This is a genomic window from Paraburkholderia phytofirmans OLGA172, from assembly GCF_001634365.1.
GTDB lineage: Bacteria > Pseudomonadota > Gammaproteobacteria > Burkholderiales > Burkholderiaceae > Paraburkholderia.
On the sequence record NZ_CP014578.1, the window covers coordinates 3,388,501 to 3,413,882 of the forward strand.

23 protein-coding genes and 1 pseudogene are annotated in these 25,382 nt (G+C 64.2%); 17 read left to right on the forward strand and 7 right to left on the reverse strand.

Annotation, left to right across the window (positions count from 1 at the left end):
- Positions 1-189 precede the first annotated feature (189 nt).
- From AYM40_RS14840 to AYM40_RS14850, 3 genes and pseudogenes are all read left to right on the forward strand, one after another.
- A pseudogene (locus AYM40_RS14840) lies at positions 190-945 on the forward strand (AzlC family ABC transporter permease); the annotation flags it as partial.
- Between the two features lie 92 nt (positions 946-1,037).
- Positions 1,038-1,361, forward strand: a complete 324-nt coding sequence (locus AYM40_RS14845; RefSeq protein ID WP_063496869.1) for an AzlD domain-containing protein — start codon at positions 1,038-1,040, stop codon at positions 1,359-1,361.
- A gap of 331 nt (positions 1,362-1,692) precedes the next feature.
- Positions 1,693-2,454 carry a DUF4088 family protein gene (locus AYM40_RS14850; protein WP_063496870.1) on the forward strand — a complete coding sequence of 254 codons (762 nt, stop codon included), beginning with the start codon at positions 1,693-1,695 and terminating at the stop codon, positions 2,452-2,454.
- Positions 2,455-2,632: 178 nt separating this feature from the next.
- Here the strand turns inward: AYM40_RS14850 and AYM40_RS14855 are convergent, their stop codons facing one another.
- On the reverse strand, positions 2,633-3,088 hold the full coding sequence (locus AYM40_RS14855) for a hypothetical protein (RefSeq protein ID WP_063496871.1): 456 nt from the start codon (positions 3,086-3,088) through the stop codon (positions 2,633-2,635).
- 291 nt (positions 3,089-3,379) lie between these two features.
- Here AYM40_RS14855 and AYM40_RS14860 point away from each other — a divergent pair, with 291 nt between their 5' ends.
- The 4 genes from AYM40_RS14860 to fumC all read left to right on the forward strand — a co-directional run bounded on the left by AYM40_RS14860 (position 3,380) and on the right by fumC (position 8,556).
- Positions 3,380-3,598: an RNA-binding S4 domain-containing protein gene (locus tag AYM40_RS14860; protein ID WP_063498034.1), complete on the forward strand. Its 219-nt coding sequence runs from the start codon at positions 3,380-3,382 to the stop codon at positions 3,596-3,598.
- A 348-nt stretch (positions 3,599-3,946) separates the two neighbouring features.
- Positions 3,947-5,356, forward strand: a complete 1,410-nt coding sequence (locus tag AYM40_RS14865) for an MATE family efflux transporter (RefSeq protein ID WP_063496872.1) — start codon at positions 3,947-3,949, stop codon at positions 5,354-5,356.
- Positions 5,357-5,519: 163 nt separating this feature from the next.
- The gene (locus AYM40_RS14870; protein ID WP_063498035.1) at positions 5,520-7,139 is read left to right on the forward strand and encodes a phospholipase D family protein; all 1,620 of its coding nucleotides are present in this window, start codon (positions 5,520-5,522) and stop codon (positions 7,137-7,139) included.
- 16 nt (positions 7,140-7,155) lie between these two features.
- Entirely contained in the window at positions 7,156-8,556 is a 1,401-nt protein-coding gene (fumC, locus tag AYM40_RS14875; protein WP_063496873.1) for a class II fumarate hydratase, read from the forward strand.
- A gap of 104 nt (positions 8,557-8,660) precedes the next feature.
- On the opposite strand, the gene AYM40_RS14880 is transcribed toward fumC, so the two are convergent.
- The 4 genes from AYM40_RS14880 to AYM40_RS41920 form a co-directional block, all read right to left on the reverse strand.
- On the reverse strand, positions 8,661-9,167 hold the full coding sequence (locus AYM40_RS14880; protein ID WP_063496874.1) for an acyl-CoA thioesterase: 507 nt from the start codon (positions 9,165-9,167) through the stop codon (positions 8,661-8,663).
- Between the two features lie 146 nt (positions 9,168-9,313).
- Complete coding sequence (locus tag AYM40_RS14885) at positions 9,314-10,375, reverse strand: GlxA family transcriptional regulator (protein ID WP_063496875.1); 1,062 nt, start codon at positions 10,373-10,375, stop codon at positions 9,314-9,316.
- Positions 10,375-11,703 carry an MFS transporter gene (locus tag AYM40_RS14890; protein WP_063496876.1) on the reverse strand — a complete coding sequence of 443 codons (1,329 nt, stop codon included), beginning with the start codon at positions 11,701-11,703 and terminating at the stop codon, positions 10,375-10,377. Before AYM40_RS14890 ends, AYM40_RS14885 begins: the two co-directional genes overlap by 1 nt.
- Before the next feature lie 135 nt (positions 11,704-11,838).
- The gene (locus tag AYM40_RS41920; protein ID WP_181448378.1) at positions 11,839-11,982 is read right to left on the reverse strand and encodes a hypothetical protein; all 144 of its coding nucleotides are present in this window, start codon (positions 11,980-11,982) and stop codon (positions 11,839-11,841) included.
- Between the two features lie 345 nt (positions 11,983-12,327).
- Between AYM40_RS41920 and AYM40_RS14895 the strand changes: the two genes are divergently transcribed.
- From AYM40_RS14895 to AYM40_RS38570, 3 genes are all read left to right on the forward strand, one after another.
- Positions 12,328-13,041, forward strand: coding sequence for an ArsR/SmtB family transcription factor (locus tag AYM40_RS14895; RefSeq protein WP_063496877.1), 714 nt, complete (start codon positions 12,328-12,330; stop codon positions 13,039-13,041).
- 190 nt (positions 13,042-13,231) lie between these two features.
- Entirely contained in the window at positions 13,232-15,751 is a 2,520-nt protein-coding gene (locus AYM40_RS14900; RefSeq protein WP_063496878.1) for a DUF6600 domain-containing protein, read from the forward strand.
- Positions 15,752-15,770: 19 nt separating this feature from the next.
- Positions 15,771-15,938 carry a hypothetical protein gene (locus AYM40_RS38570; RefSeq protein WP_158515281.1) on the forward strand — a complete coding sequence of 56 codons (168 nt, stop codon included), beginning with the start codon at positions 15,771-15,773 and terminating at the stop codon, positions 15,936-15,938.
- 67 nt (positions 15,939-16,005) lie between these two features.
- On the opposite strand, the gene AYM40_RS14905 is transcribed toward AYM40_RS38570, so the two are convergent.
- Both AYM40_RS14905 and AYM40_RS14910 read right to left on the reverse strand, forming a co-directional pair.
- Positions 16,006-16,977: a thymidylate synthase gene (locus AYM40_RS14905; RefSeq protein ID WP_063496879.1), complete on the reverse strand. Its 972-nt coding sequence runs from the start codon at positions 16,975-16,977 to the stop codon at positions 16,006-16,008.
- Positions 16,978-17,119: 142 nt separating this feature from the next.
- Positions 17,120-18,514 carry a sigma-54 dependent transcriptional regulator gene (locus tag AYM40_RS14910; RefSeq protein ID WP_063496880.1) on the reverse strand — a complete coding sequence of 465 codons (1,395 nt, stop codon included), beginning with the start codon at positions 18,512-18,514 and terminating at the stop codon, positions 17,120-17,122.
- A gap of 535 nt (positions 18,515-19,049) precedes the next feature.
- Here AYM40_RS14910 and AYM40_RS14915 point away from each other — a divergent pair.
- From AYM40_RS14915 to AYM40_RS14945, 7 genes are all read left to right on the forward strand, one after another.
- Positions 19,050-19,610: a hypothetical protein gene (locus AYM40_RS14915; RefSeq protein ID WP_063496881.1), complete on the forward strand. Its 561-nt coding sequence runs from the start codon at positions 19,050-19,052 to the stop codon at positions 19,608-19,610.
- Positions 19,611-19,674: 64 nt separating this feature from the next.
- On the forward strand, positions 19,675-20,166 hold the full coding sequence (locus AYM40_RS14920) for a hypothetical protein (protein WP_063496882.1): 492 nt from the start codon (positions 19,675-19,677) through the stop codon (positions 20,164-20,166).
- A complete protein-coding gene (locus AYM40_RS14925) occupies positions 20,163-20,810 on the forward strand; it encodes a hypothetical protein (RefSeq protein WP_063496883.1) in 648 nt (215 codons plus the stop codon). Before AYM40_RS14920 ends, AYM40_RS14925 begins: the two co-directional genes overlap by 4 nt.
- A gap of 29 nt (positions 20,811-20,839) precedes the next feature.
- Positions 20,840-22,249, forward strand: coding sequence for a hypothetical protein (locus AYM40_RS14930; RefSeq protein ID WP_063496884.1), 1,410 nt, complete (start codon positions 20,840-20,842; stop codon positions 22,247-22,249).
- A 168-nt stretch (positions 22,250-22,417) separates the two neighbouring features.
- Positions 22,418-23,032, forward strand: coding sequence for a C39 family peptidase (locus AYM40_RS14935; protein ID WP_236720847.1), 615 nt, complete (start codon positions 22,418-22,420; stop codon positions 23,030-23,032).
- A gap of 6 nt (positions 23,033-23,038) precedes the next feature.
- A complete protein-coding gene (locus tag AYM40_RS14940) occupies positions 23,039-23,839 on the forward strand; it encodes a hypothetical protein (protein ID WP_063496886.1) in 801 nt (266 codons plus the stop codon).
- 133 nt (positions 23,840-23,972) lie between these two features.
- Positions 23,973-25,379: a hypothetical protein gene (locus AYM40_RS14945; protein WP_148662243.1), complete on the forward strand. Its 1,407-nt coding sequence runs from the start codon at positions 23,973-23,975 to the stop codon at positions 25,377-25,379.
- Positions 25,380-25,382: the final 3 nt, after the last annotated feature.

Here is a 25,382-nt window from a genome sequence, read left to right on the forward strand (position 1 = left end):
CTCAGCCTGCGAGCGGGTCCTTCCAGCCACTCTATATAAGCATCCGTCCCCGCCTCTCGCAGAGCCGTCGTCCATGCGCTCCAGCCGGCCGCCCCGCAACCTGACAAGACATCCTGGACTCGCCACCGCAAGAACGTACAAGCCCCGTCCACCGCCAATCGCTATGCTTCCCAAATCAAGGAGGCAAGATTGACCCATTCCAACCCCGGCCAGCCTTCAGGCTCTAGCCACTTAAAAGAATTCACCGCCGGCGCGCGCGACATCATCCCGATGATGGTCGGTGCGGCGCCCTTCGGCGTGATCTTCGGCACCCTGGTCGCATCCGGCCCGCTGCATCTATGGCACGGGCAGCTGATGTCGCTCGTCGTATTCGCCGGCTCCGCGCAATTCATCGCGCTGGGCCTGATCGCTGGTCACGCGAGTTTTGCGGTGATCTGGGCGACCACGCTCGTCGTCAACCTGCGTCACGTGCTGTACAGCGCAACGCTCGCGCCGCATGTCGCGCATCTGTCCGCGCGCTGGCGCTGGGCGCTCGGCGCACTGCTCACCGACGAAGTTTTCGCGGTCGCGTGGGAACATTACCGGCATCGGGAACCCGGCACGATCGGCCCGCACTACTTCTTTGGCGCGGGGCTCGCCATGTACCTGAACTGGCAGCTCTGGACCGTTGCCGGCCTGCTGTTCGGTGCCGCCTTTCCGGGCCTGCAGTCGCTCGGGCTCGATTTCGCGATGGTTGCCACCTTTATCGCGATCGTCGTGCCGCAACTCGTCGCGCTGCGCTACATCGCGGCGGCCGTGACCGCCGGCACGCTGGCCTTCTTCTGGCAAGCATGGCCGTACAAGCTCGGCCTGCTCGGCGCGGTGTTCGCGGGCGTGGTAATCGGAGTGTTGCTGTCAGTGCCGTGGCTTGGGCGAGGCGCGCGGGAGAATCGCGAATCCTCGCGAGAAGCTTCGCGCGACACCTCGCAGGATGCCCTGCGGGAAGCCCCGCGGAAAACCTCGCAGGAAACTTCGCAGGAAACCATGGAGGCATCGCGATGAACTACGTCGTTCTGATCCTCGGCATGGCCATCATTACGTGGGTGATCCGCGCCGCCGTCTTCGTGCTCGGCGACCGGCTGGTGTTCCCGCCGCTCGTGCGCACCGCGCTTGGTTTCGTACCCGTTACTGTGCTAACCGCGATTATCGTCCCGATGGCGGTCTCGCCGCACGGCACCAGTGCCGAATTGACCTGGCGCAATCCGCAACTGGTCGGGGCGCTGGCGGCCGTCGCGGTCAGCGCGCTGACGCGGCGGCCACTCCTGACCATTGCGGTCGGCCTGACGGTCTTTTTTGTCTGGCAAGGCGTCGTGCTCAAATAGGCGCTGTTCGAGGGCCACATCATGCCTCTCGCGCCCACGTTGTCATGGGCGCGCGGCGCGGCTGTCCCGGCATGGTGCAGGCGCCCACCGCCCACGGGCCCCCCACAGGCGACGCATCCCTCCAAGGCCGCCGCCAAAACCTCGCCCACCCTTAAGTTTCCCTTAATTCCGCCGATATGATGTCGAGGTCCGCTCATCGGGAACCATCCCGCTGGTTACGCGGCAACAGGCAGGAATCAACCGCGACGGCATTTGGCGTCGCGTCTCACAGGGCCCGGCTACGGTCGGGCGACTTGACGAGGCCGCGCGGCAGGACCAAACGGGATAACACATGGGTCAAATCACCCTCAAGCTCAAAGACGAGACCATTGCGACGCTGCGCAAGGACTTCGACGCTTTTTTGCGGGTTTCGCTGAAGCTCGATCCGCAGTTCGCGACGCCGTCGTTTGAGGACTTTTTGCGCGCCAAGCTGCTCGACAATATCGTGCCGCTGACAGAACATGCGGTTCAGCGAATGTTGCAAGGTGGTCAGTACGCGTGGGCGAAACGCACGCTAGACAAGGAATTCCCGGACGTCGTGGCGATTCTGATGCGGCAGGCGGAAGAATTCGGTTTCGGCTTTGCGGCCCGCTCGGAATGGACGCCGGAAGAGCTCGCCAAGCAGTGCCGCGACTGGGCGGCGGCCATCGTCAAGGAAGCGGAAGGCGACGCTGCGCTGATCGATCCGCTTGCGGCGCAGATCAAGGGCGCGGCGCAGGACATCCAGGCGCTCGAGGAAGTCATGCAGACGCCGGCCTGGCGTCTGGTGGAATCACTGCGTCAACGCGTCTACGAAGCCAAAGTGGCATGTGAAACCGGTGTGGGCAGCTCCGCGCGCGAAAAGCTCGGCGAACTGCGCGGCCTGTTGCGCCTGGGGATTTCGCACGGCTCGTTCCAGAAGCAGGAAGCGCAGCAGATCATGGAGTACCTGCGCTTGCTGAAGCCGGAGATTTTCGTCGAAGAACCGTATGACGTGTTCTCACGTCTCGCCGCATGGCTGCGCAATTTCTTCGTGCCGCCGCGTCCGGCTCCACAACAGCAGCAACGGCAGTAGCGGCAGTAGCGGCAAAAGCAGGTTCAATCCCACATCGTCCTGAGCCTGGCCCCAATCTCGATCTTCGCCTGCGCGGCCGCGGCCAGCCCGGTCGCTGTCGGCGCACCTGACGCTGGCGCCCGCGACTTGCGACGCGGCGGCCAGGATTGCCGCCACGCCATGTGCTTCAGACTCAGGCTTAGTGCTTCACGTCAGCGCCGTTATCCTGATCGGCAGCCCCGCCTTGCATGTTCATCTTCATTTCATTGTCGGCAGTCTGCTTGTCGGCCTTCTGATTGATCCTGGCATCACGCACCTGCTCCTTGTACTGCGACTTGGCAGCCTTTTGCTGTTGCTTCAACTCCGCCTTGGACGCCTTCTTCGACGCCTTGTATTCGGCGTTCGCCTGTGCGTTGGCGTCGCGCTTCTGGACCAGCGGATCGGGCGAACCCGATGCCGTCAGACGCGTCGGCGCCGGCGCCGCCGGCTGCACACCCTGCGCGGCCGGCGCTGCGGGCGCGACATCGGCGCCTTGGGTCTGAATCTGTGCCTGGCCGTTGATACCGGCGGCCGGTCGCGCGGTCTGCGCGAGCGCGGCGGTAGCGGCAAAAGCAGTCAGGGCGGTACCGATCAGGAGCGTACGAATCTGGGTCATGGCTAAATCCTCTCTAAAGTTGTTGTGACGCGGGCGCCGTATCCGGCGCGGCACGCCCGGTCTAGTCATTGCTGGAAGAATGCAGCAGGCTTTGCTGCAAGGACGAACTTTACGAGTGAATTTCCAAACATACGACCCGTGTTACGGAACGTTTCACTTTCCGACAACTTCATAACATACGCATAACATCTGCTTTCAATTGCCGGAGTACGGTCCCGTCCCACGGGGACTGTCATTCAGGGCAAGCTTCTGGCTTATCATGCGAACCCTTTGCTTCAAGGTGCAAACGCCATGCCCAACCTCGATTTCACACTGACCGGCGACTACGTCGAACTGCACAATCTCCTGAAGATAACGGGGCTCGCGGACAGCGGCGGGTCGGCAAAAATGATGGTCGCGGACGGCGCGGTGACCGTCGACGGCCGGGTCGAGACGCGTAAGACCTGCAAAATTCGCGCGGGTCAGGTCGTGCTGTTCGGCGATACGCGAATCGCAGTGCACGAGGCTTGACGCGCTGCCTCGCCGGTCCCGGGGCACACCCGCAGCCAAAAACGCTGAACCGGCGACTGGCGGCCGCGAACTCGAAATCGAAGACTGGTGACCAACGGCCCGTCATCCGGGGCGTTGAGTCCGAAAACCCGGAAGGCCGCGCGCACCAAAATCGTGCTTCCTCCATCGACATCCCCGCGCCCAAGCAATAAGCTGTCGGTTTCGACAGACAAACAATCGGCTGACAGCCGCCCTACGCTTCGGGTGAACCTGCGCATGTCGCCGCCTCACCGGCCGCGCGCAAGCCCCGCGAGCCACCCGGCTTGCGCCCGCCGCCACGCTGTTGCCCCTTCTGCTTCCAAGCGCTCCATGACTCAATCCGGCTTCACCCGGGTGGCCGCCCGACCGCCGACCCTGTCCCGCCACGCGGCCGACACCGCTCGGCTCGCGGCCCCGCTCGCCATTGCGCAACTTTCGCAAATGGCGATGGGCGTCACCGACACGATCCTGCTCGGCTCGCTCGGCCCCGACGCGCTCGCCGCCGGCGGCCTCGGCGCCAACCTGTTCTTCGTCGTGGTCACGCTATTGCAGGGCGTGCTCACCTCCGTCAGCGTGAGCGTCTCGCATGCGCGCGGCGCGCAGGACGAGGGCCGTGTGCCGCATATCTATTGGACCGGCCTGGTGCTGTCGGTACTGCTGTCGGTGCCCGCGTTCTTCCTGCTGTCGTTCGCTACACCGATCCTGCTGGCGTTCGGCGAACCCACGCTGCTTGCGCACAATGTCGGCGAATACGCGGCGGTGCTGCGCTGGGGCTCGCTCGGCAGCCTGATCGGCGTCGGCCTGATGCGCTCGTTCCTGCCGGCCATCGGCGCCGCCAAGCGGCTCCTGTGGGTGTCGCTCGTCAGCGTGTTCGTCAACGGTTTTCTCAACTACGGGCTGATTCACGGCGTCTACGGACTGCCCCGCCTCGGCTTTCTCGGTTCGGCGGCGGCCACCTCGATCACTGTGTGGCTGAGCGCGCTCGTGCTGATGGCCTTGTTGCATCTGCGGCCACGCTATAAACACTTCGTTGTCGCGACACGGCCGAACGTGCCGTTGATGGGCGAGTTGTTCGGCATCGGCTGGCCGGTCGCGATCACCTACGGCGTCGAGTCGACCCTGTTCCTCGCCACCGGCCTGATGGTCGGCCTGCTCGGCGAATCGCAACTGGCCGCGCATCAGATCGCATTGAATGTCGCTTCGGTAGCCTTCATGGTGCCGCTCGCGATCGGCCAGGCGGCCAATGTGCGGGTCGGTTACTGGTCCGGCGCCGGCCAGCCGCTCGCCGCGCGCCACGCAGGTTTCGTCGCGCTCGCGCTCGGCATCGGCTTCATGACGCTGTCGGGCATTGTGCTGATCGCCGCGCCGCACTGGATCGTAGGCCTCTATCTGCACCTCGACGACCCCGCTAACGCAGCCACGGTCGCCCTGGCGAGCTCGCTGCTCGGCGTGGCCGCGATCTTCCAGATCGTCGACGGCATGCAGACGGTCGGCTCAGGCTGCCTGCGCGGGCTGAAGGACACGCGCGTGCCGATGATCGCCGCGACCTTCGGGTACTGGGTCATCGGCTTTCCGACCGGTTACGTGCTGGCATTCCACTTCGGGCTGGGCGCACGCGGTTTGTGGTGGGGACTCGCGGCCGGTCTCGCGAGCGTTGCGCTGCTGATGACGCTGCGCTTTCACAAACTGAGCTTGCGACGCGTGCCAGTCACACCCGGCGCGGCACCTGATTCCGCTTAGAATGGATTTCTCGGCGGCGTAAGCAAGCCACACCCGCTGCCGCCATGAGAGGCCTGCAAACGGGAGAAACAGCGTGTCGTGGCGTCAAAATCAAAATCAAAATCAGGCTGCACCGCATAGCAAGCACGCGTTCAGCACGCACCGGACGCAGTCCCTCGCCCCGATGGAAGTCCCCTTGCGGGACTGGGGGACGGCGAGACATTTCTTCCTGCTGTGCTGCGCAACGGCATTTTTAACCGCTTGCGCCACCAAACCTCCCGCCACCGCATTCGACCGTCCGGTCACCCACGCACTGCCCGTCACTGAAACAACGCCGCTTCACACGGCCCTCGCGCCGCTCGAAGCCGCGCATCCGGACGAGTCCGGTTTCCGGCTCCTATCGAGCGGCACCGACGCCTTGCAGATGCGCATCGCGCTCGCGCGCGCGGCAACAAAAACCCTCGACATGCAGTACTACATTGCCAATGAGGACACCACCGGCAAATTGCTGCTCGGCGCCGCGCTCTATGCGGCCGACCATGGTGTGAAAGTGCGCATGCTGGTCGACGATCTGAACTTCAAGGACATCGACCGTACGATGGCAGGTCTGAACTCGCACGACAATATCGATATCCGCGTCTTCAATCCGTTCGGCAGCGCGCAGGAAGGCATGTTCGAACGCACCACCAACGTGTTCACGCAGATCGGCCATTTCACCCGCCGCATGCACAACAAGTCGATGATCGCCGACAACCAGTTGGCCATCGTCGGCGGCCGCAACCTCGGCGACGAATATTTCAGCGCCAGCGAAACGCTGCAGTTCCGCGACCTTGACGTGCTAGCCGCCGGCCCAATTGCCGCCGACGTCTCCGCCAGTTTCGACGACTACTGGAACAGCAGCATCGCCTATCCGCTGCGGGTGCTGAACAAACAGAAATTCGATGCGAAGGAGCTCGACCAGACGCGCGACGATTTACGCCAGCACTGGCGCACCAACGCCGATCCGTACAACGCGAAGCCGCTGAACGCTACCCCGCTCGCCTCGCAGATTGCCCAGGATCAACTCGGCTTGACATGGGCGCCGGCCGAATTCAAGGCGGACCTGCCGGAGAAAATCGAACATCCGTCGCCGGACTACGTCAGCCCGCCGATGCAGCGACTCGCCGAACTGATGCGCGACGCGCAGAAAGATTTTCTGGTCATTTCGCCCTACTTTGTGCTGCACGAGGCCGGTGTCAAAGCGGCCGGCGAACTGACGCATCGTGGCGTACGGATCGCCGTGCTGACCAACTCGCTCGCGGCAACCGACGCGGTGGCCGTGCAAGCCGGCTATAGCCCCTTCCGCGTGCCGCTGTTACAGCAAGGCGTGGAGTTGTACGAATTCAAACCGCAGCAGAGCGTGCCGAGCACCGGTTTCGCCGGATCTGGCTCGCGAACCAGCCTGCACGCAAAAACCTATGTCATCGACCGCAAGATTCTGGTGATCGGCTCGATGAATCTCGATCCGCGCTCGGCCAATCTGAATACCGAGCAGACGCTGGTCATCCATAGCCCGGTGCTCGCCGAACAGGTCGCGCGGATCTTCGAACGCGCCATCGCGCCCGAAGCGAGCTACCACGTCACACTCGCGGATCCGGCGCAACTCGCCTATCTGCGCTCGATCGGCGCGCCCCTGTCGCCGCTCGTCTGGACCGACGTCGAGGACGGCGCGCGCCGCACCTATATCTTCGATCCCCAAGCGGGCTTTTACCGGAATGCGCTAACGGGTCTATTCTCCCTATTGCCCGTCAACGCAGAACTTTGAAAAGCGGAGTTGAACCATGACTGAAGACGTACGAATGGAGCGCGATACGTTCGGTGAAATCGCCGTACCGAACACTCGTCTATGGGGCGCGCAAACCCAGCGCTCGCTGCAGAACTTCCGTATTTCGTCCGAGAAGCAATCGCCCGAACTGATCACCGCGCTGGCCGTCATCAAGCGCGCCGCTGCCGAAGTCAACCTGGGTCTGGGCGTGCTCGACGAGAGCAAGGCGAAGGCGATCATGCAAGCGGCCGATGAGATCATCGACGGCAAGCACCCCGAGGAATTTCCGCTCGCGGTCTGGCAAACCGGCTCTGGAACGCAAACCAACATGAACCTCAACGAGGTGATCGCGAATCGCGCGAGCGAGCTGCTCGGCGGCGAGCGCGGCGAAGCGCGCAAGGTGCATCCGAACGATGACGTGAATCGCGGCCAGTCGTCGAACGACGTGTTTCCGACGGCAATGCACGTGGCCGCCGCCTATGCGGCCGTCAAGCATCTGCTGCCCGCGCTGAAGACGCTGCGCGATACGCTCGACGGCAAGGCGAAAGCCTTTGCCGACATCGTCAAGATCGGCCGCACGCACCTGCAGGACGCCACGCCGCTGACGCTCGGCCAGGAGTTCTCAGGCTACGTCGCGCAACTCGATCACGGCATTCGTCATGTGGAATCGGCGCTGCCGCATCTGTACGAACTCGCGCAGGGCGGCACGGCGGTCGGCACGGGGTTGAACGCGCATCCGCAATTCGCGGACAAGGTGGCGGCCGCGATCGGCAAGCTGACCGGCTTGCCGTTCGTCTCCGCGCCGAACAAATTCGAAGTCATGGCCGGGGCCGACGCGCTGGTGTTCGCGCACGGCGCATTGAAGACAGTGGCGGCGAGCCTGAACAAGATCGCCAACGACATCCGCTGGCTCGCAAGCGGCCCGCGTTGCGGGCTCGGCGAACTGTCGATTCCGGAAAACGAACCGGGCAGCTCGATCATGCCGGGCAAGGTCAATCCGACCCAGTCCGAAGCCTTGACGATGCTGTGCGCGCAAGTGTTCGGCAACGACGTCGCGGTGAATATCGGCGGCGCGAGCGGCAACTTCGAGTTGAACGTGTTCCGACCGATGATCGCGCACAACGTGCTGCAATCGGTCCGTTTGCTCGCCGACGGCGCGCACAGTTTCAACGACAACTGTGCAGTGGGCATCGAGCCGAATCGCGAGCGCATCGATACGCTGCTCAACGAATCGCTGATGCTGGTGACGGCGCTCAATCCGCACATCGGCTACGACAAGGCCGCGCAGATTGCGAAGAAGGCGCACAAGGAAGGCACTACGCTGAAGGCGGCGGCGCTCGCGCTCGGCTATGTCACCGAGCAGCAGTTCGACGAATGGGTACGGCCGAAGGATATGGTCGGGCATTCGGCCGGGTGAGCCGCTACACGATCGGGCGGCACTTTTGCCCGGTTGGCCGATTTCCCGGCGCGCGTTGAACAGCAGGCCGCGAATGCAACGATCGCGCGGCCTGCGGGCTCGGCTTAAATCTTCCCCTGCGCGACCTCTTCCGGCTTCAATTCGACGATCGCGTCGAGCGCTTCTTTCACGTCCATCGCGTACTTGGCGAGGCGCTTCTGTTCATCCGTTTCCGGCACGAACGCCGGCACCGGCACCGGGTGGCCGTTCTCGTTGACGGCCACCATTACCACCAGGCAGTCCGTGGTTTGCAGCAGCTCGCCGCCCTTCGGATCGCCGGCCTGCACCGACACGTGGATGTGCATGCTGGTGCGGCCCGTCGCCACGACCCGCGCGCGCAGTTCGACCAGGTTGCCGACCAGGATCGGCCGGCGAAAGCGGATATTGCCGACGCTGACCGTCACGCAGTAGCGCCCCGACCACACCGCCGAGCACGCGTACGCGGTCTCGTCGATCCACTTCATCAACGCGCCGCCATGCACCTTGCCGCCGAAGTTGACCGAGCTGGGCTCGGCGAGAAAACGGAAGGTGGTTTCGGAACGGTCCAGCGGCGCTAAGGCAGGCGTGCTCATCTTGACTCCGGTCAATCGGATGCATTTAAAGGAGGCGATTATACGAGCCCGAAATTGACTTCGTCGCGGGCCGGATGGGGTTATCTTGCCGAATTTCGGCGTGGACGGCCATCATACTTTCGTCGAATTTGGGCCTGCCGCCCCCTTCAGTTCGCCTCGGCAGCAACCGCGGCCGACTCGCGCCGCGGCGCGGCTGCGGACTCGAAACGCTCCCGATACTCGAGCGGCATTACGCCGAAGCGCCGCACAAACGCGCGCCGCAAGTTCTGCTCGCTGCCGAAGCCGCAATCGAGCGCAATCCGCTTGAGCGGCCGGCGCGACTCCGCCAGCACCCGCGCGGCCGCCTCCAGACGCAAGGCCGACACGGTTTTAGCCGGCGTGCGGCCGACCTCGTCCACGTAGCGCCGCGCGAAAGTCCGCGGACTCATCTGCGCGCGCTCGGCCAGCCGCTCGACCGACAGGTCGTCGCGCAAATGGGCCGCCATCCAGCTATGCAGCGCCTCGAACGGTCCGCCCGCCGACGCCTGTGCTGCCAGTGCCGCGCTGAATTGCGACTGGCCGCCGGGCCGCTTCATGAACACCACCAGCCGCCGCGCCGCCTGCATCGCGACCGCATGGCCGAGATCTTCTTCGATCAGCGCCAACGCCAGATCGATGCCCGCCGTCACCCCCGCCGATGTCCAGACGACGCCCGCGCCTTCCCCGTGGCCCACGTCGCGGATGAAGATCGGATCGGCGTCGACCTGCACGTTGGGAAAACGGCGCGCGAGATGCGGCGCGTCGCGCCAATGGGTGGTCGCGCGGCGGCCGTCGAGCAGGCCCGCCGCCGCCAGATAGAAGGCGCCCGTGCAGACCGAGCACACGCGCCGCGCCTGCGGCGCACGGCGCCTGATCCACGCGACGAGTTCCGGCTGCAACCTGCAGTGTGGGTCGATCGGGACGCCCGGGACGATCAGCGTGTCGATCGGCTGGTCGTCGAGCGAATCAAGCCGTTGCGTGACGACCGGCAGACCCGGGAAGGTTTGCAACACGCCGCCGTCGATCGACGCGACGGTCGCGCGATAGGCGACCGGCCCGGTTGGCTCGCTGTTTGAGCCAGCCCCAGCCGCCATCGTCAACTCAGCGCGCCAGAACGCTTCGAGCGGTCCGCACGCATCGAGCAACACAAGCTCCGGCGCCACCGCGAAAACGATATGACGCGTAGCCATCAGGAACCCCCCTTCGCGAGTTGCCGCTTACTCGACCATGCATACCCCAGCGTGGCCAACGCCGCCATCCCGAGCAGCGGAAAGATCGCGGCGTTGATCGTCGCCCAGCCGAAGCGCGCCAGCAATTGCCCGGCGAACAGCGAGCCCAGCGCGGAAAACGCAAAGGTCGTGAATTCGCTGGTTGCCTGCGTCTTGGCCCGCTCGGACGGCCGATACGATTGTGCAAGCAGCGTCGAGCCGCCGACGAACATGAAATTCCACCCCACGCCGAGACATGCGAGCGCCGCGTAGAAGTGCGGCAGATCGGTCGAGCGCAACGCCAACACACCGCACAGCGCCGACAGCGCGATCCCCGCCCCGATCACCGGCAGCACGCCGAAGCGCCGGATCAGCCGCGCGGAAAACAGCGACGGTGCGAACATGCCGACCAGGTGCCATTGAATGATCGCCGCGCCGTCGCCGATCGTGTGGCCGCATGCGACCGCCGCAATCGGCGTCGCGGTCATCACGAACATCATCACGGCATAGCCGAGCGCATTGTTGGCGAGCGCCGCGGCAAAGATCGGCTGCTGGACGATTTCGCCGAGCGGCCGGGCCGGTTCGTGAGTCACCGCTACGCTCGCGGGCGGTGCTGCGTCGCGATACAGGAACGCCAGCATGGCAATCGATACGAGCCCGAAGCCGGTGACAAGCGCATAGGAGCCCGCGAACGCGACCGGCGCGAGCCACTCCTTGCTCCACGCGGCGAGAAGCGGCCCGCAGACGGCCGCCACCACGCCGCCGGTGAGCACCGTCGAAATCGCGCGGCTTTTGCCTTCGATTCCGACGGCGTCCGCGGCCGCCAGCCGGTAATACTGCGCGAACGCCTGAAACACACCGACCGTCGCCGTGCCGGCGCAGAACGCCCAGAAACTGTGATGAAAAATCGCCCAGACGGACACCACCCCGCCCAGCGCGCCGACACCCGCGCCGAGCACGAAGCCCGCGCGCCGGCCGATGCGCGCCATCAGGAACGACGCAAAGATCGTGGTCAGCGCGGCGGCGACGGTAATCAGCGAGAACGGCAGCGTCGCGAGCGCCTTGTCGTCGGCAAGCGTGTAGCCGACCAGACCGGTCAAGGTCAGATCGATCGAAACAGATGAGGTGTAGAGCGCCTGGCAGACCGCCAGCACGCGCGCGGCGCGCCGGCCGTCGGGATCGGAATGGCCGGCGCCGGTTTGACCGGCGGCCAGAGAAGAAACGGCGGCGGAGGCGGGGGGAGGAGCGGTGGGAGGAGCGATGGAAGAAGCGGTGGAAGAAGCGGTGGAAGAAGCAGCGGACGGCGGCATCGGTAGGCCTCGGGCGGCGAAAGTGGCGATACCCGGATCGTCACATGGCCGGAAGTGGCAGGAATGACAATGATGCATCAATTCCAGCCAGCCGCCCCCCACCCGCTTGAAAAAGCGGCCATCGTCGCCTCGGGCTTACTTGCGGACCGTAACGCCCTCGTCGATCGTGCCGTACATCGTGATGCTGCCCGTGCCCGCACCCGAGCTCGAACCGGAACCGCCCTGCGCGCATGCGCTGAACAGCAGAACCGCGACAGCGGCGGCAAGAAGACATTTCATGACTGCGTGTTCCTGCAAAGACAGGGTTCGATTCTAGCCTGGCGGCCCGGCACGGCTCCGAAGCATCTCCGAAGCATTTTCGAAGCACCGGAGCACCGGAGCACCGAAGCACCGAAGCACCGGAGCATCGAAATACCGAAATACCGAAATACCGAAATACCGAAATACCGGAGCACCGAAGCACCCAAACACCCAAACACCCAAACACGCCCTACCCTGCCCTAACCGCCGGATTTTCGTAACCGCTGTATTCGACAATTCACGCTAAGCTGAAACATCGAATACGACAGCCAGATACAGTGGACTGCATGGCGCCCTGCCCGCGCCACCAACCGGAGACGCACGATGCCCGCGAACCTCGCAGACGAGCACAACCATTTCCCAGGCTTGAGCCGTATCGGCGCGCTGCTCGCCGACCCCGGCCGCGCCGCGATGCTGTGGGCGCTGATGGACGGCAGCGCCCGCCCGGCCGGCGAACTGACGATGATCGCCGGACTCTCGCCGTCGGCGGCCAGCGCTCATCTGGCGCGTCTGACCGACGGCGGCTTGCTCGCGCTCGAAGTGCGCGGCCGGCACCGCTATTTCCGGATCGCCTCGCCGGACATCGCCGCGTCCATCGAAGCGCTCGCCAACGTCGCGCAGGTCAGCGCGCCGCAACGGGCCGTGCCGCGTCCGGTGCGCACCGTGCCGCTCGACATGCGCTACGCCCGCACCTGCTACGACCACATGGCGGGCGAACTGTCGGTGCGGGTGTTCGAGCGGCTGGTCGAGCGCGGCCTGCTGACACTGCACGGCTCGTCGCTCGAAGCCACTGCCGAAGGCGCCGCCCGCTTCGCCGATTGGGGCATCGACCTGTCCGCCCAGAAGGCCCGCCGGCGCCGCTTTGCCTGCACCTGTCCCGACTGGAGCGAACGGCGTCCGCACCTGGGTGGAGCGCTCGGCGCCGCGCTGCTCGATTCATGGTCGGCTCATGGCTGGGTCGAGCGCACTGAGCGCCCGCGGATCTTGCGCATCACGCCGGCAGGCCATCGTCATTTCGACGCGTTCCTGGCCGCTTGAGTCATCCTTAACCGATTGATGCGATTACAGAATTTTCGCAATCAGCTTACGAATCACCTAATCGAGACCCTTATCGAGACCTTTTGTTACACGCTCGCGAGAGGGCCTTACAAAAGTGGCGGCCTTGAAACAAACCGTACGGGTAAAGTGGTTCCATGGATGCTGCAAAATGCCGCGTCGGAGATAAATCATGAGAACAATGGCCACACCCCAACACTCGAAACGCCGGATGACCGGCTACACGCTGATCGCCGCTGCGGCATTCCTGTTCGCGGCGCAAGCCACCTTTGCGCAGGAGGCCGCCCAGGCGCCGCCGGACGCTGCCTATCAAGCCTCTCAGAATACCGACCCGCCGGGGCGCGTTGCGCGTCTGAACTACACCGCCGGCGCCGTGACCACCGAGCCAGCCGGCGCAACCGACTGGTCGTACGCGCAGATCAATCGCCCGCTCACCACCGGCGATCAGTTGTGGAACGATCAGAATGCGCGCTCCGAACTGCATATCGGCTCGACCGCGGTACGCCTCGGCCAGTCCACCAGCCTCGACATCCTCAATCTCGACGACAACACCGCTCAGCTGAAGGTCGCGCAGGGTACGTTGTCGGCGCGAGTGCGCGAACTGGCACCGGGCTCCTCCTATGAAATCGACACGCCGAATCTGGCGCTCGGCCTGAACGGCCCCGGCGACTACCGCGTCGACGTCGCGCCGGACGGCAGCAGCACCACCGTCACCGTGCGCAGCGGCAGCGCGACCGTGTACGGCGACAGCGGCCAGGTGCCGGTCGCGGCCGGCCAGCAGATCCGCTTTGCCGGCAGCAACTTGCAACAGGTCGCCGACAACGGCGCACCGGGCCTCGACGGCTTCGATCAATGGGCGACTAGCCGCGACGCTGCGGAAGACCGCTCGGTGTCGGCGCGCTACGTGTCGCGCGACATTCCCGGCTATCAGGATCTCGACGCCAACGGCACGTGGCGCAGCAGCCCGCAGTACGGTGAAGTGTGGGTGCCGCGTGAGACACCCGCCGGCTGGGCGCCTTATCACGACGGCCATTGGGTATGGCAAGCGCCTTGGGGCTGGACCTGGGTCGACGATGCGCCGTGGGGCTTCGCGCCCTACCACTATGGCCGCTGGGCCTACGTCGACGACTCGTGGGCATGGGTGCCGGGACCGGTCGTGGTCAGCGAACCGCCCGTCTACGCACCGGCGCTGGTCGCCTTCGTGGGCGGAGGTGGCGGCGGAGCCAACTGGGGGGTGAGCCTGGCGATTGGCGGCGCGGTCGCAGCCGGCGTCGCATGGTTCCCGCTAGGCCCAGGCGAACCGTGGCACCCGCGCTGGGGCGATCACGATCACTGGAGCCCGGGTTACTACAATCGCGTCAACAACACGACGGTCGTCAACAATTACAACCGCAACGTGACGAATGTGAATGTGACCAACATTCACAACACGTACATCAACTATCGCGCGCCCGGTGGAGTGACCGCGGTGCCGGCGACGGCCTTCGTGCATGGTCAATCGGTCGGCCGCTTCGCGCAGAAGGTCGATCCGCAACAGTGGCGCAACGCGCAGATCAATCCGGGCGGTCCGGGAATCGCGCCGGTGAAGGAAAGCTTCGGACCGGGCTTGCGTAACGCGAACTACCGTCCGCCGGCCGGCGTGATGGCGCGTCCGGTCGTCGCCACGCGCAGTCCGGCTGTGCCGGCCGCCTACCACGACACGCTCGCGCAAAACTTTGCGCACAGCGGCGGACGGGTACCGGGCGCGGGCGAGCCGATCGTGCGAACCTCGGTGCCGGCTCATATGGCGGGCGGACCGGGGGCCATGCCGGTGCAGAACGTGCGGGTCGTACAGTCGCATATGGCCGGGCGCACACCGGGCGCCGCGCCGGGTGCACCGGGTGCGCCTAACGGCATGCAGCAGGCCGGTCAGCGGCCGGGAGAAGCGCCGGGCAACGCTCAACCGCAGCGTGGCGGCGAACCGCAAGCCCGGCCGGGCATGCCACCGCAAATGGCCAATCTGCACCAGCAACCCGGTGAGGCAGGTCGTCCGTCCAATGGCGTGCCCCGTCCGCCGCAAGCGAATGGCGCCAACCCGAATGCTTACGCGCAGCAGCACGGCGCGCCGGTGCAAGCGGGGCCGCAACCGGGCGTGGAAGGACGGCACGAGCCTGCATGGACGCAGCCGCACACGCCGATGGCCCAACAGGCGCAGCAACATGGCGCCCCGCAGGAACAGGCACGCCAGCCGGAGGCCCGTCCTGAGCCGCAGCAGCAGGCTCAGCGTCAGCCGGAAGCGCAGCCGCAGCGCGCGCCTGAAGTACACGCCCAGCCGCAGGAGCCCCGGCCGCAACCGACGCAGCAAGCTCAGCAGCAACCGCGTGAAGAATATCGTCCGCAGCCGCAACAGGCACAGCAGCCGCGTCCTGAGCCGCTTCCGCAACAGGGGCAGCAGCCGCGTCCTGAGCCGATTCCGCAACAGGTGCAGCAGCCGCGTCCTGAGCCCCGTCCGCAGCAGGTGCAGCAGCCACGCCCCGAGCCCCGTCCGCAGCAGGTGCAGCAGCCACGCCCCGAGCCCCGTCCGCAGCAGGTGCAGCAGCCACGCCCCGAGCCCCGTCCGCAGCAGGCCCAGCAGCCGCGTCCCCAACCGCAACCGCAGCACGTCGAACAGCATTCGTCCGGCGGCAACCGTGACGAGCGCCACAAAGGCTAAGGATTAGGCGCGCAGCTTGGTGCGCTTGCTACTTGACGGCTGGAAGGCTGGAAGGCTGGAAGGCTGGAAGGCTGGAAGGCTGGAAGGCTGGAAGGCTGGAAGGCTGGAAGGCTGGAAGGCTGGAAGGCTGGAAGGCTGGAAGGCTGGAAGGCTGGAAGGCTGGAAGGCTGGAAGGCTGGAAGAATAAACCCCCGCGATTCGCATCGCGGGGGTTTATTCTTTGAGCAGGCTGCGAACGGACTCCCAGACCGTGCTCAGACCGCCATTGGCGCCGTGAGCGGCTCGTGATGCCGGTAGCCGACCAGCGAGAAGTCCGATGGCTCGATTTTCTCAAGCCATTCCGGCTCATACACGCCCGTTTTCGCGTAGTCCGGCACACGGTCCGAGATCGCGAAGGCGGGGCTTTCGTACGGCTCGCGCGTGAGTTGTTGCTGCAGCATGTCGAGCTGGTTCTCGTAGATGTGCGCGTCGCCGATAAAGTAGGTGAACCAGCGCGGCGTATAACCCGTCAGGCGGCCGACCAGATGCAGCAAAGCCGCGCCTTCGGTCAGATTGAACGGCGTGCCGAGGCCGACATCGTTGCTGCGAATGTACAGACACAGCGAAATTTCACGACGCGCGACATTCGGCAGGAACTGATAAAGCAGGTGGCAAGCCGGCAGCGCGATCTGGTCCAGCACGGCGGGATTCCAGGCATGAAACAGGATTCGCCGGTCGGCGGGGTTCTGCATGATCGTGTCGAGACACTGCCGCAGCTGATCGATCGCTTTGTACAGCAACACTTTGCGGTTGCCGTCTTCCTCGAATTCCGTCACCACCTGAAAGCCACGAAGCGTGGCGTCGGCCAATTGCGCGCTGGCGCCTGCGTCCAGCACTTTGTAGGCCGGCCACTGGCGCCATTGCACGCCGTAAACGTCGCCGAGGTCGTCCGGACCTTGACGATACGGATTGGCAAGCCATTGCGGATTCTGGTTGGCGTTCGCGTCCCACACCTTACAGCCCAGATCGCGAAAATCCGCGGCGCTGCGCGAGGCGCGCAGAAACCCGACCAGTTCGCCCACCGCCGACTTGAACGCCAGCTTTTTCGTGGTGACGGCGGGAAAGCCCTGCTGGAGGTCGAAGCGCAACATGGCGCCCGGCATGCTGATGGTGCGGATGCCGGTGCGGTTCTCCTGCCACGTGCCGGTGTCGAGGATCGTGCGGACGAGGTCAAGGTATTGTTTCATGCGGGTCCCTTCGACGAAGCGCGCCCTTGGGTCAGGATATGCGCCACGGAGATTGAGCGGAAGAAAACCCGATTTTAACAAGCCCAGCCGGACGGCGCCCGGTCGGGACGCGCGGCGGAGAAAATATCGGCGGGAAAGCCCGTCAGAGGTGCGGCACCGAGACCGGCAACTCGCCGTGCGGCGTGGCAAGCGGTTCGCCTTCCATATGGCGCATGCCATGCGAGCACAGCAGCCGGTACAGCGTCACGCGCGAAATGCCGAGTTCCTGCGCGGCATCGCCGAGACGGCCGCGATGACGCAGAAGCGCGAGTTCGATTGCCTGACGTTCGGCCGCTTCGCGCGCCTGCGCGAGCGACACCGGCACGATCTCCACGTATTCGGCCAACTCGAGATCGCGCGCCGAGATCGCGCGCCCTTCCGACATCACGATGGCGCGCCGCACGCGATTGATCAACTCGCGCACGTTGCCCGGCCAGCCGTAGTTATGCAGCGCCGCGATGGCGTCGGGCGCGAAGCCGCGCAAACGGCGGCTAGCATCTTTCTTGAAACGTTCCAGCATGTGCCGCGCAAGCAGTTCGATATCCTTACCACGCGCACGCAACGGCGGCTCGTCGATTTGCAGCACACACAGGCGGTGATACAGGTCGGAGCGGAACCGTCCTTCGATCATCGCGGCTGTCATATCCACGTGCGTCGCCGAGATGATGCGCACGTCGACGTCGATCGAACCGTGGCCGCCCAGCCGCTCCACTTTACGTTCCTGCAGGAAGCGCAAGAGGCTCGCCTGGCTTTCGAGCGGCAGATCGCCGATTTCGTCGAGAAACAGCGTGCCGCCGTTGGCCGCTTCCACGCGGCCGATCTTGCGTTGATTGGCGCCGGTGAACGCGCCGCGCTCATAGCCAAATAGTTCGGATTGCAATAGATGCGGCGGAATCGCGCCGCAGTTGATCGGCACAAAAGGCGCATTGCGGCGCGCCGAGCGTTCGTGGATCGCGACCGCGGTCAACTCCTTGCCGGTGCCCGATTCGCCCGAAATAAACACCGGCGCGTCGGTCATCGCCACTTTACGGATCGAACGGAACAGCGCAAGCATTGCGTCGCACGAACCGACCATTTCGCCTTCAGCACCTTGCGACCCATCGTTCGACGCCGGCTCGCCGAGCGAGATCATCCCGTATGCGTGACCGACCGAATCGACGATCCTGTCGCCCGAGTAAGGCACCGTTACGTAGTCGAAACAATAGTCCCGCACGAGCCGGCGCAAGGCCGCGTCCTGCAATTGTCCGTGCGTGGTGGCCGCAACCCAGCCGACGTTCGGGATGGTCAGACAGGACTCGAAGGCGGCGATTTCGTGTGGCTGAAATTCGCTAGACAGATCGAGCAAGCCGCCCGCCGCCATTCCGGCGCGAACAGCACGGCGCACGTCGCGCGCCGACCCCACGACTTCGACATGCCAGCCGCGCTGATGAAAGCGTGTATTCAGTTCCGCGCTTGGATCGCGTGAAACGTAAATCAGTTGCCGCGTTGCGGGTTCCATTATTCAGATCCTCTCGTCAACGAACGTTAAGGATGACGCACGCACCTAAACCGAAGTTCAGACACGCTGACTCGTTCGGGATTCGCGAAATAGCAAAAACCGAACGGCCATTCCATTCCGTGCGGACAGCTGATCCCCAAGAAAGCGGCGTGTGTGTTTGAGACGGCCCGTTAGCGGGCTTTTTTAAATCTGAAGCTGTTTTCGAGAGCTTACTATACGCGCGCCACTTGGAAAACAATTATGCGAATTTAATCGAATGCTCCTTGCCCAGAAAGGCCAGGCGGGCGATCACTATTTATTCAGCTTACGAATAAAAGCATTGTGGAAGCGCTTTACTGGCGCTCACCGCAAGCTGGTTCATAACATCAGATTTAACGAATTACAGGTATTTTCTGCCTGCCGTTTCAGCGCTGAAACGTTTTTACCCGATTTTTCAGTGGTTACTCCGAGGTATGCAGGTCACATCCAGGCGCATCACTGGATTGCGACTCATGGCACACGTTTCGCTAAAAGCCGTGCATCAAGGAGACACATCATGCGACTCGTTTTCCGCATCGACCTGAGCTGCATTGCACCTTGCGCCGCACTGTGCGCCGCCTCGGTGGCCTTGCTCGTGCTGCCGGTTGGCGCCAATGCGCAGGAATTCGCACTGCCTCAATCCGCCACGATGACCGAAACCGCCGATGCCGGTTCCGCCACCCTCTCGAACACGACGGTCGCAGCGGTGGCCTCGCCGAACACGCCGGCCACGCCGGCCACCGATACGACGAACGCCGCGGCGGTGAACAACCCAGCGACCAGCACGGACACCAGCGCCGCGTCCCGCAGCGAGCTGACCGACAACGCGCTGAGCATTCCCGCCGACCCCGCCTCCGTGAACGATTTCGTACTGGACGATCAGGCGTTGTCCCGCCAGCGCGGCGGCTTCAGCGGCATGTTGATGGTCGCTGCAACGCCGCAACTGATGCGCGGCTTTAACAACGGTGGCAACGGCGTGACGCTGTGGGACGAAATCGCCCCGCCGTCGCAATTGCCGGTTCCCGTCGACGTCGCCCGCTCCGCACAGGGCAACGTTACGAGCTACCAGAGAAATTAGCGGAAAGACGCCCGCTCGACGCCATAAGCCGCACCGGCCGATCGTCTGTCTGCAAGGAACCGACATGAACGCCTCAACCCAGATGCCGCATACCCGCAGCCCCCGCGCAGCCCTGCTGTCCGTGCTGTTCGGCGTGCTCGCTGCCGGCTCCGCGGCAAGTGCCGCCGCGCAGCAGTTGACCGTGCCGGGCAACCTCGTCATCGAGCGCGACATCACGCCGCGCGATGCGTTCGTCCCGGTGCCGCAGAGCCAGGACCCGATTGCCGTGCAGATCCAAACCTTCCCGAAGGCGACCTTCGATGGCGCGCTCGGCACGATGGCGAGCGATCTCGACCTGAACAGCACGCACGGCACCACCGGCATCGCCGGCAACGGCTTTATGCCGGCGCCGGGCGGCACAAACGGCATCCAGCACATGCTTGCGGGCAACGGCAATACCGTTCCGGTCGGCGCCGGCGCCAGCTTCGGTGGCGCCGGCGGAATCGGCAGTTCGATCGCCCAGTCGGTCAATGGCGCCCTCGCCCCCTTGGGTGCCGCTCTAGGAGCCATGAAATGACTACCTCACGCGCACCGGCCGGGCGCCTTCCGTCACGCAAGCCATCGCGCTGGTCCCTGCTCGCCTGGGCATTGCTCGGCTGTGCAAGCCTTACGGCGCACGCTCAAACGCCACCCGCGCTGGTCGACGCGCTGTCGGTGATCGGCAACGGGGTAGCCGCCGGCGCGACGGGTGTCGTTGCCATCAACGAGGCAGCGGGTCTCGACAACGCGCAAGCGAACCAGGGCGTGATCACCAACGGACAAGTCCCTCTCAATCTGATCGGAAGCTCGCAGAGCGCGGACACGAACGCCAAGGCGATGGCCGCAAAAAGCACGATCAGCAGTGATGCATTTTCAAACACCTCTGGCCTTATCGAACTGAATCAGTCGGCGGGTGTAGGGAATCTTCAGCGGAACAGCGCCGTAATTGGTTCTGGACCGATTGGAGCGGAGCTCGTAGCGGATGGGGTGCTATCTGCTACGACCGCCAAAGGCGGGGGTCTGGGAAGGTCTGGCGACAACCACGACGTACGCGAGGTGTCCATCGGTGCGGACGCGCTCAAAAACGTCAGTGGGATCGTCCAGATCAACCAGGCAGCCGGCTCAGGTAACGTCAGTTCAAACAGTTTTGTGCTCCGTCCCCCGGCGGGCACCTTTTTCTAACGAGCCACACTCTTTATCGGAGCGTCATCATGAAGCGCACTCTCATTGCAGCGGCTGTCCTGTCGACGATGGCAGCAGGTTCGGCTTACGCCGGATGCACGGCCGGCTGCGGCCCGGCTGAGCTCTTTACGGCAACGAACATCTATACCGACATCGGCGAATTCGGCTTCATTACGCTGCGCGGCAAGGTGGACGTGTCGAGCAATTCCGGCGCCACGGTCAACAACACGCAAACCGTGAACATCAGCGGCGTCGACATGAAAACGCCGCCGCAGAGTTACACCAGCGGCAAGGTGACCACGACCACCGATGCGACCAAAGTCTGGTTCAACGGCAGCGGCAGCGGCTCGAACTACTCGGTTCACTCGTCGTACAGCGCGGGCTCGTTTGCCGAAGGCTCGCAAGAGCAGTCGGCCGCAGCTTATGCACAAGGCCAGAGCTTCGGCGAAAGCAGCGGCTTCAAGCAAGGCTTTGAAGGGTCGTATACCGGCGGCAACCACGTCAACACCCACAACAGCGCAAACGGCACGCTGGCAGCCGGCTTCATCGCCGGCATCGGCGGCGGTCGTGGCGTGATCGTCGGCGGGGTAGCGGCAGGCTTCGCCGCTGCGCTGAACACGCACTCCTCGAATAACTACGGCGGCTACTTCGCCGAGCAGTCTTCGGGCCACCAGGCCGCATGGGGACAAGAACATTCGTCCGGCTACTTCGCACAAGCTGCGGAACAAAGCGCTTCCGGCCACTACACGAGCAGCCAGGTCTCCGCGAACGCCAACGCATGGGGCTGGAGCGCGCATGACAACATCAGCGCAGGCTCGGTGAATGTCTCCGGCACCATTACCCAGCACATCAACACCGAAAAACCGACGACGATGTCCGCCGGCATCGGCGACACAGCGCTGGATACCGCGAACGGCAACATTGGCGTCAACATCGCCAGCGGCGTAGACAACGCCCAGTCCAATGATGCCGCCCTGTCGAACATGGACGTCGGCCCCGTGTTCGGTAGCGCGCAGATCTACTCGACTCAATCGTCGGGCGGCTCGGCGAAAGTGGGAGACTTCAACTTCGTTGCCTCCGTCGGCGCAGGCGCCCTGGCACATGCGACGGGCAATATCGGCGTGAACGTGGCCTCGGGTGTGGGCAACGTGCAAAACAACAGCCTGGCAGCATCGGCTACGACTGACAGCAGCAGTAGCAGCAGCGGTATGGGCTGGGGGCATGACAGGGGCGGCAGCACGCAAGGTGGCGAAGTCATTGCCAGCGACCAGAACGTCCAGACCGCAGACGCAGGCGTCAGTGGCCAGTTCACCGGCTCGTCCATGCTCGGCATGGGTGCGCTCGCCAATGCTAACGGCAACATCGGGGTGAATATCGCGTCGGGGGCAGGCAACCTGCAACACAACGGCCTTGCAGTCGCCAGCGTGTCGCATCAGTAATTAAAGCGGTATCGCAGGAAGACACCGGTCAGCCTTCGTGCTGACCGGCTGTCTGCCCGGGGGGAATAGACCATGTTCGGGGTGAGCAGGGGAACGCGTGGCTTTTTTCTGGCACTCTTCGCTGGACTCGTGCTATCGCAGACGGGTCACGCGCAGAGTGCCCTTTCGATGAACGCTGCAGCGGGCGTGCCGTTCGACGTGAACGTGCGTTCGATCCGCGAGCTACGCTACAACCACATCGTTTCGCAGCGTTACGACTACAGCTGCGGCTCGGCCGCTCTGGCCACGTTGCTGAAGTACGGCTACGGCATCGACATTCCCGAAACCGAAATGATCCAACGCATGATGGTGTTTTCGACACCAGAGGTGGTGGTGAAGAACGGCTTCTCGATGCTCGACATGAAGAAGTTCGTCGAAACGATCGGCCTGCGCGGCCGTGGTTTCCGCGTCACCTCCGAAGCGCTCTATCACCTGCAGATTCCTGTACTCGTGCTGATGAACAGCGACGGCTACGAGCACTTCGTGATCGTCAAGCACGCGGAGGACGGCCGCATATTCATTGCCGACCCAGCGCTCGGCAACCGCATCGTCATGGAAGACGACTTCGTCAAGAAATGGAACGGCCTCGTATTCGCGGTCGTTGGCAAGCCATTTATGGAGGATTCTCCGCTCTTGCAAGGCAACGAGTCGCTCGCGCTAAAGCTGCGCGAACGTGCGCTGGAAAACGGTACGGCAGCGACTCCCTTTGTTGAATACGGTTTGATCAAGGCAGAGTTGTTCTGACTCATCATGGACCGAAACTTCCTCATTATTGGCTGTGCGTTGTGTTTCACAACGTGCGGCCTTGCTTTAGTCGCGCATGCTGCCGAGCAGACGCCGACTGTGTTTGAAGACGTCAGCGCCCTCAAGCTGCAACCCGTCGACGATGCCGTCCTCGCCAAACAGACCGGCAAAGGTATTGCCGGGGACATCATTTCGGGCGTCGTCGTCACCCTGCTGTCGCAATGGCAGTTGCCGAACGGCGCCACCGCTGTCGCCTCGGGCGCGCTCGCCATCGGTACAAACACGCCCAACCAGCCGAGCGTCCAATTCAATTCATCGGCCTCCGTGACCGGGCCAAACGGATCATGGGGCAGCGGCGCCAACCGCAATGCCAGCGCGAGCGGTGGGCAGAACGTCAGCGTCAACGGCGTCTCGCAGATCGCCCAACTGGCCGGCAACGGCAACCTCGGCACCAATCAGGCGCTGATCGATTTCGATGCCTCGCCAGGCAGCCTGACGGGAGGGTCCTATAACAACGCAACGGCGGCTGCCGCAAGCAATGCGAACGGCTCCGTGAAAGCCTCCGTCAGTCTCGCCCACGGCGGCATTGCAATCGCGTTGCAAACGCCGGCCGGTATCGCCACCCAAACCATCGCGCCGGCCAGTACGCAACAGGCCGGCGCGATTGCCCAACTCTTGCAGATTGCAGGCAATAACCAGCAAGTCGCCAATCAGTTGCAACTGCATTTGCAGATGCAGCCGATGTCGGCCTCGATGCTGCGCCAGATTGGCGTCCTACAAGCCCTGCAAAACAGCGTAAGGAGATAACACGGGCCGCCACCCGATCAGGAAGGAGACCAAGCACTAAAAGCGACCGCGCGCTGCCAGGGACACATGCGACGCGCAGTCAGAATACCGGCGGAACAAAATGATCAGATTCGCAAGGACCGGTGTGCCGCGCATGGCGCTCGCGGCCATTCCGGCCGCAGCCATGCTGTTTGCGCTATCGCAAGGGGCCAGCGCGCAGGCGCTCTCCGATCAATCGGTTGAAGAACGGCTGAACACGCTCATGCGCGTCGTCAGCGAGCAGCAAAAGCAGATCGTCTCGCTCGAGCGGCAGGTCACGAACCTCGAAATGTCGCAGCGCGGCCGTGGCGCACCGGGTTACGGCGAGCCGGCTGGCAGCGCCGCGATCGCCGAACAGCCCGGCGCCGACGGCCTGCCTGTGCCGCTGCCGCCGCTGGCCCAGGTGAATCCGGGCACACCCGCGCCGGGCAGCGGCACGGGCACAGCGACTGGGGTGCCGGTCAATCCGCCGGTACCTGAAAACAGCAGCGGGGGCGGCCTGCCGGCAGCAACCGACGGCAGCGGCGCGGTCGGCCAGACGCAGAAGGCCGCGCAACCGGTGCGCACGCAATCGGAAGATGCGGTGGTGCAGAACCAGCAGCACACGCCGCTGTTCGAGCACAAGCTGACCCTCGACTGGGGTATCAACGATACCTACTACGACCGTCGCCAGTTGCAACTGTCCGGCTTCCTCGCGCTCGATGCGATTTTCCTCGGCAACATCAACCTCGGCGAAACCAAGTCGCACCAGGTGATGGCCGACCTCGACACGCGTTACGGTCTGACCGACCGCATAAGCGTCGACGTCGACGTGCCCTATATCTACCGGCACAGCAACTTCATCGTCGGCGGGGCCGGCGGGGCCGCGAATACGGTCTCGGACGCCTCGGCAAATTCGAGCAACATTGGCGACGTCAACTTCGGGATCTACTACCAGTTCCTGAAGGAAACCAACAATCTGCCGGACATGGTCGGCAGTCTGCGCATCAAGGCGCCGACCGGTTCGTCGCCGTTCGGCATCAAGCTGCAGCAGGTCGACGCCGACAACACCAACCTCGTCGCCCCCTCCAAGCTGCCCACCGGCACCGGCTTCTGGAACATCACGGCGGGCCTGTCGGTGTTGAAGACCTACGATCCGGTCGTGCTGTTCGGCAGCGTCTCGTACACCTACAACATTGCCCGCTCGTTTTCGGACATCTCGTCGGTCGTCGGCCAGACCGAACCGGCGACGGTCAAGATCGGCGACGTCGTGCAGTTCGGCGGCGGCGCAGCACTGGCGTTCTCGGACAAGGACTCAGCCAGCATCTCGTACACGATGGCGCTGGAACCCGAGTCCGAGACCAAAGCGCCAGGCGGAAGCTATTCGAAGGTGCCGGGCAGCGAGACCACCGCTGCCGCCCTGACCTTCGGCTTGAATCACGTAGTGAACAAGCACTTGACGATCAACGGTTCGGTGTCTGTCGGCCTCACGCCCGACACGCCGAACTTCGTGATCGGCGTGCGCTTTCCCTACACTTTTTGACGT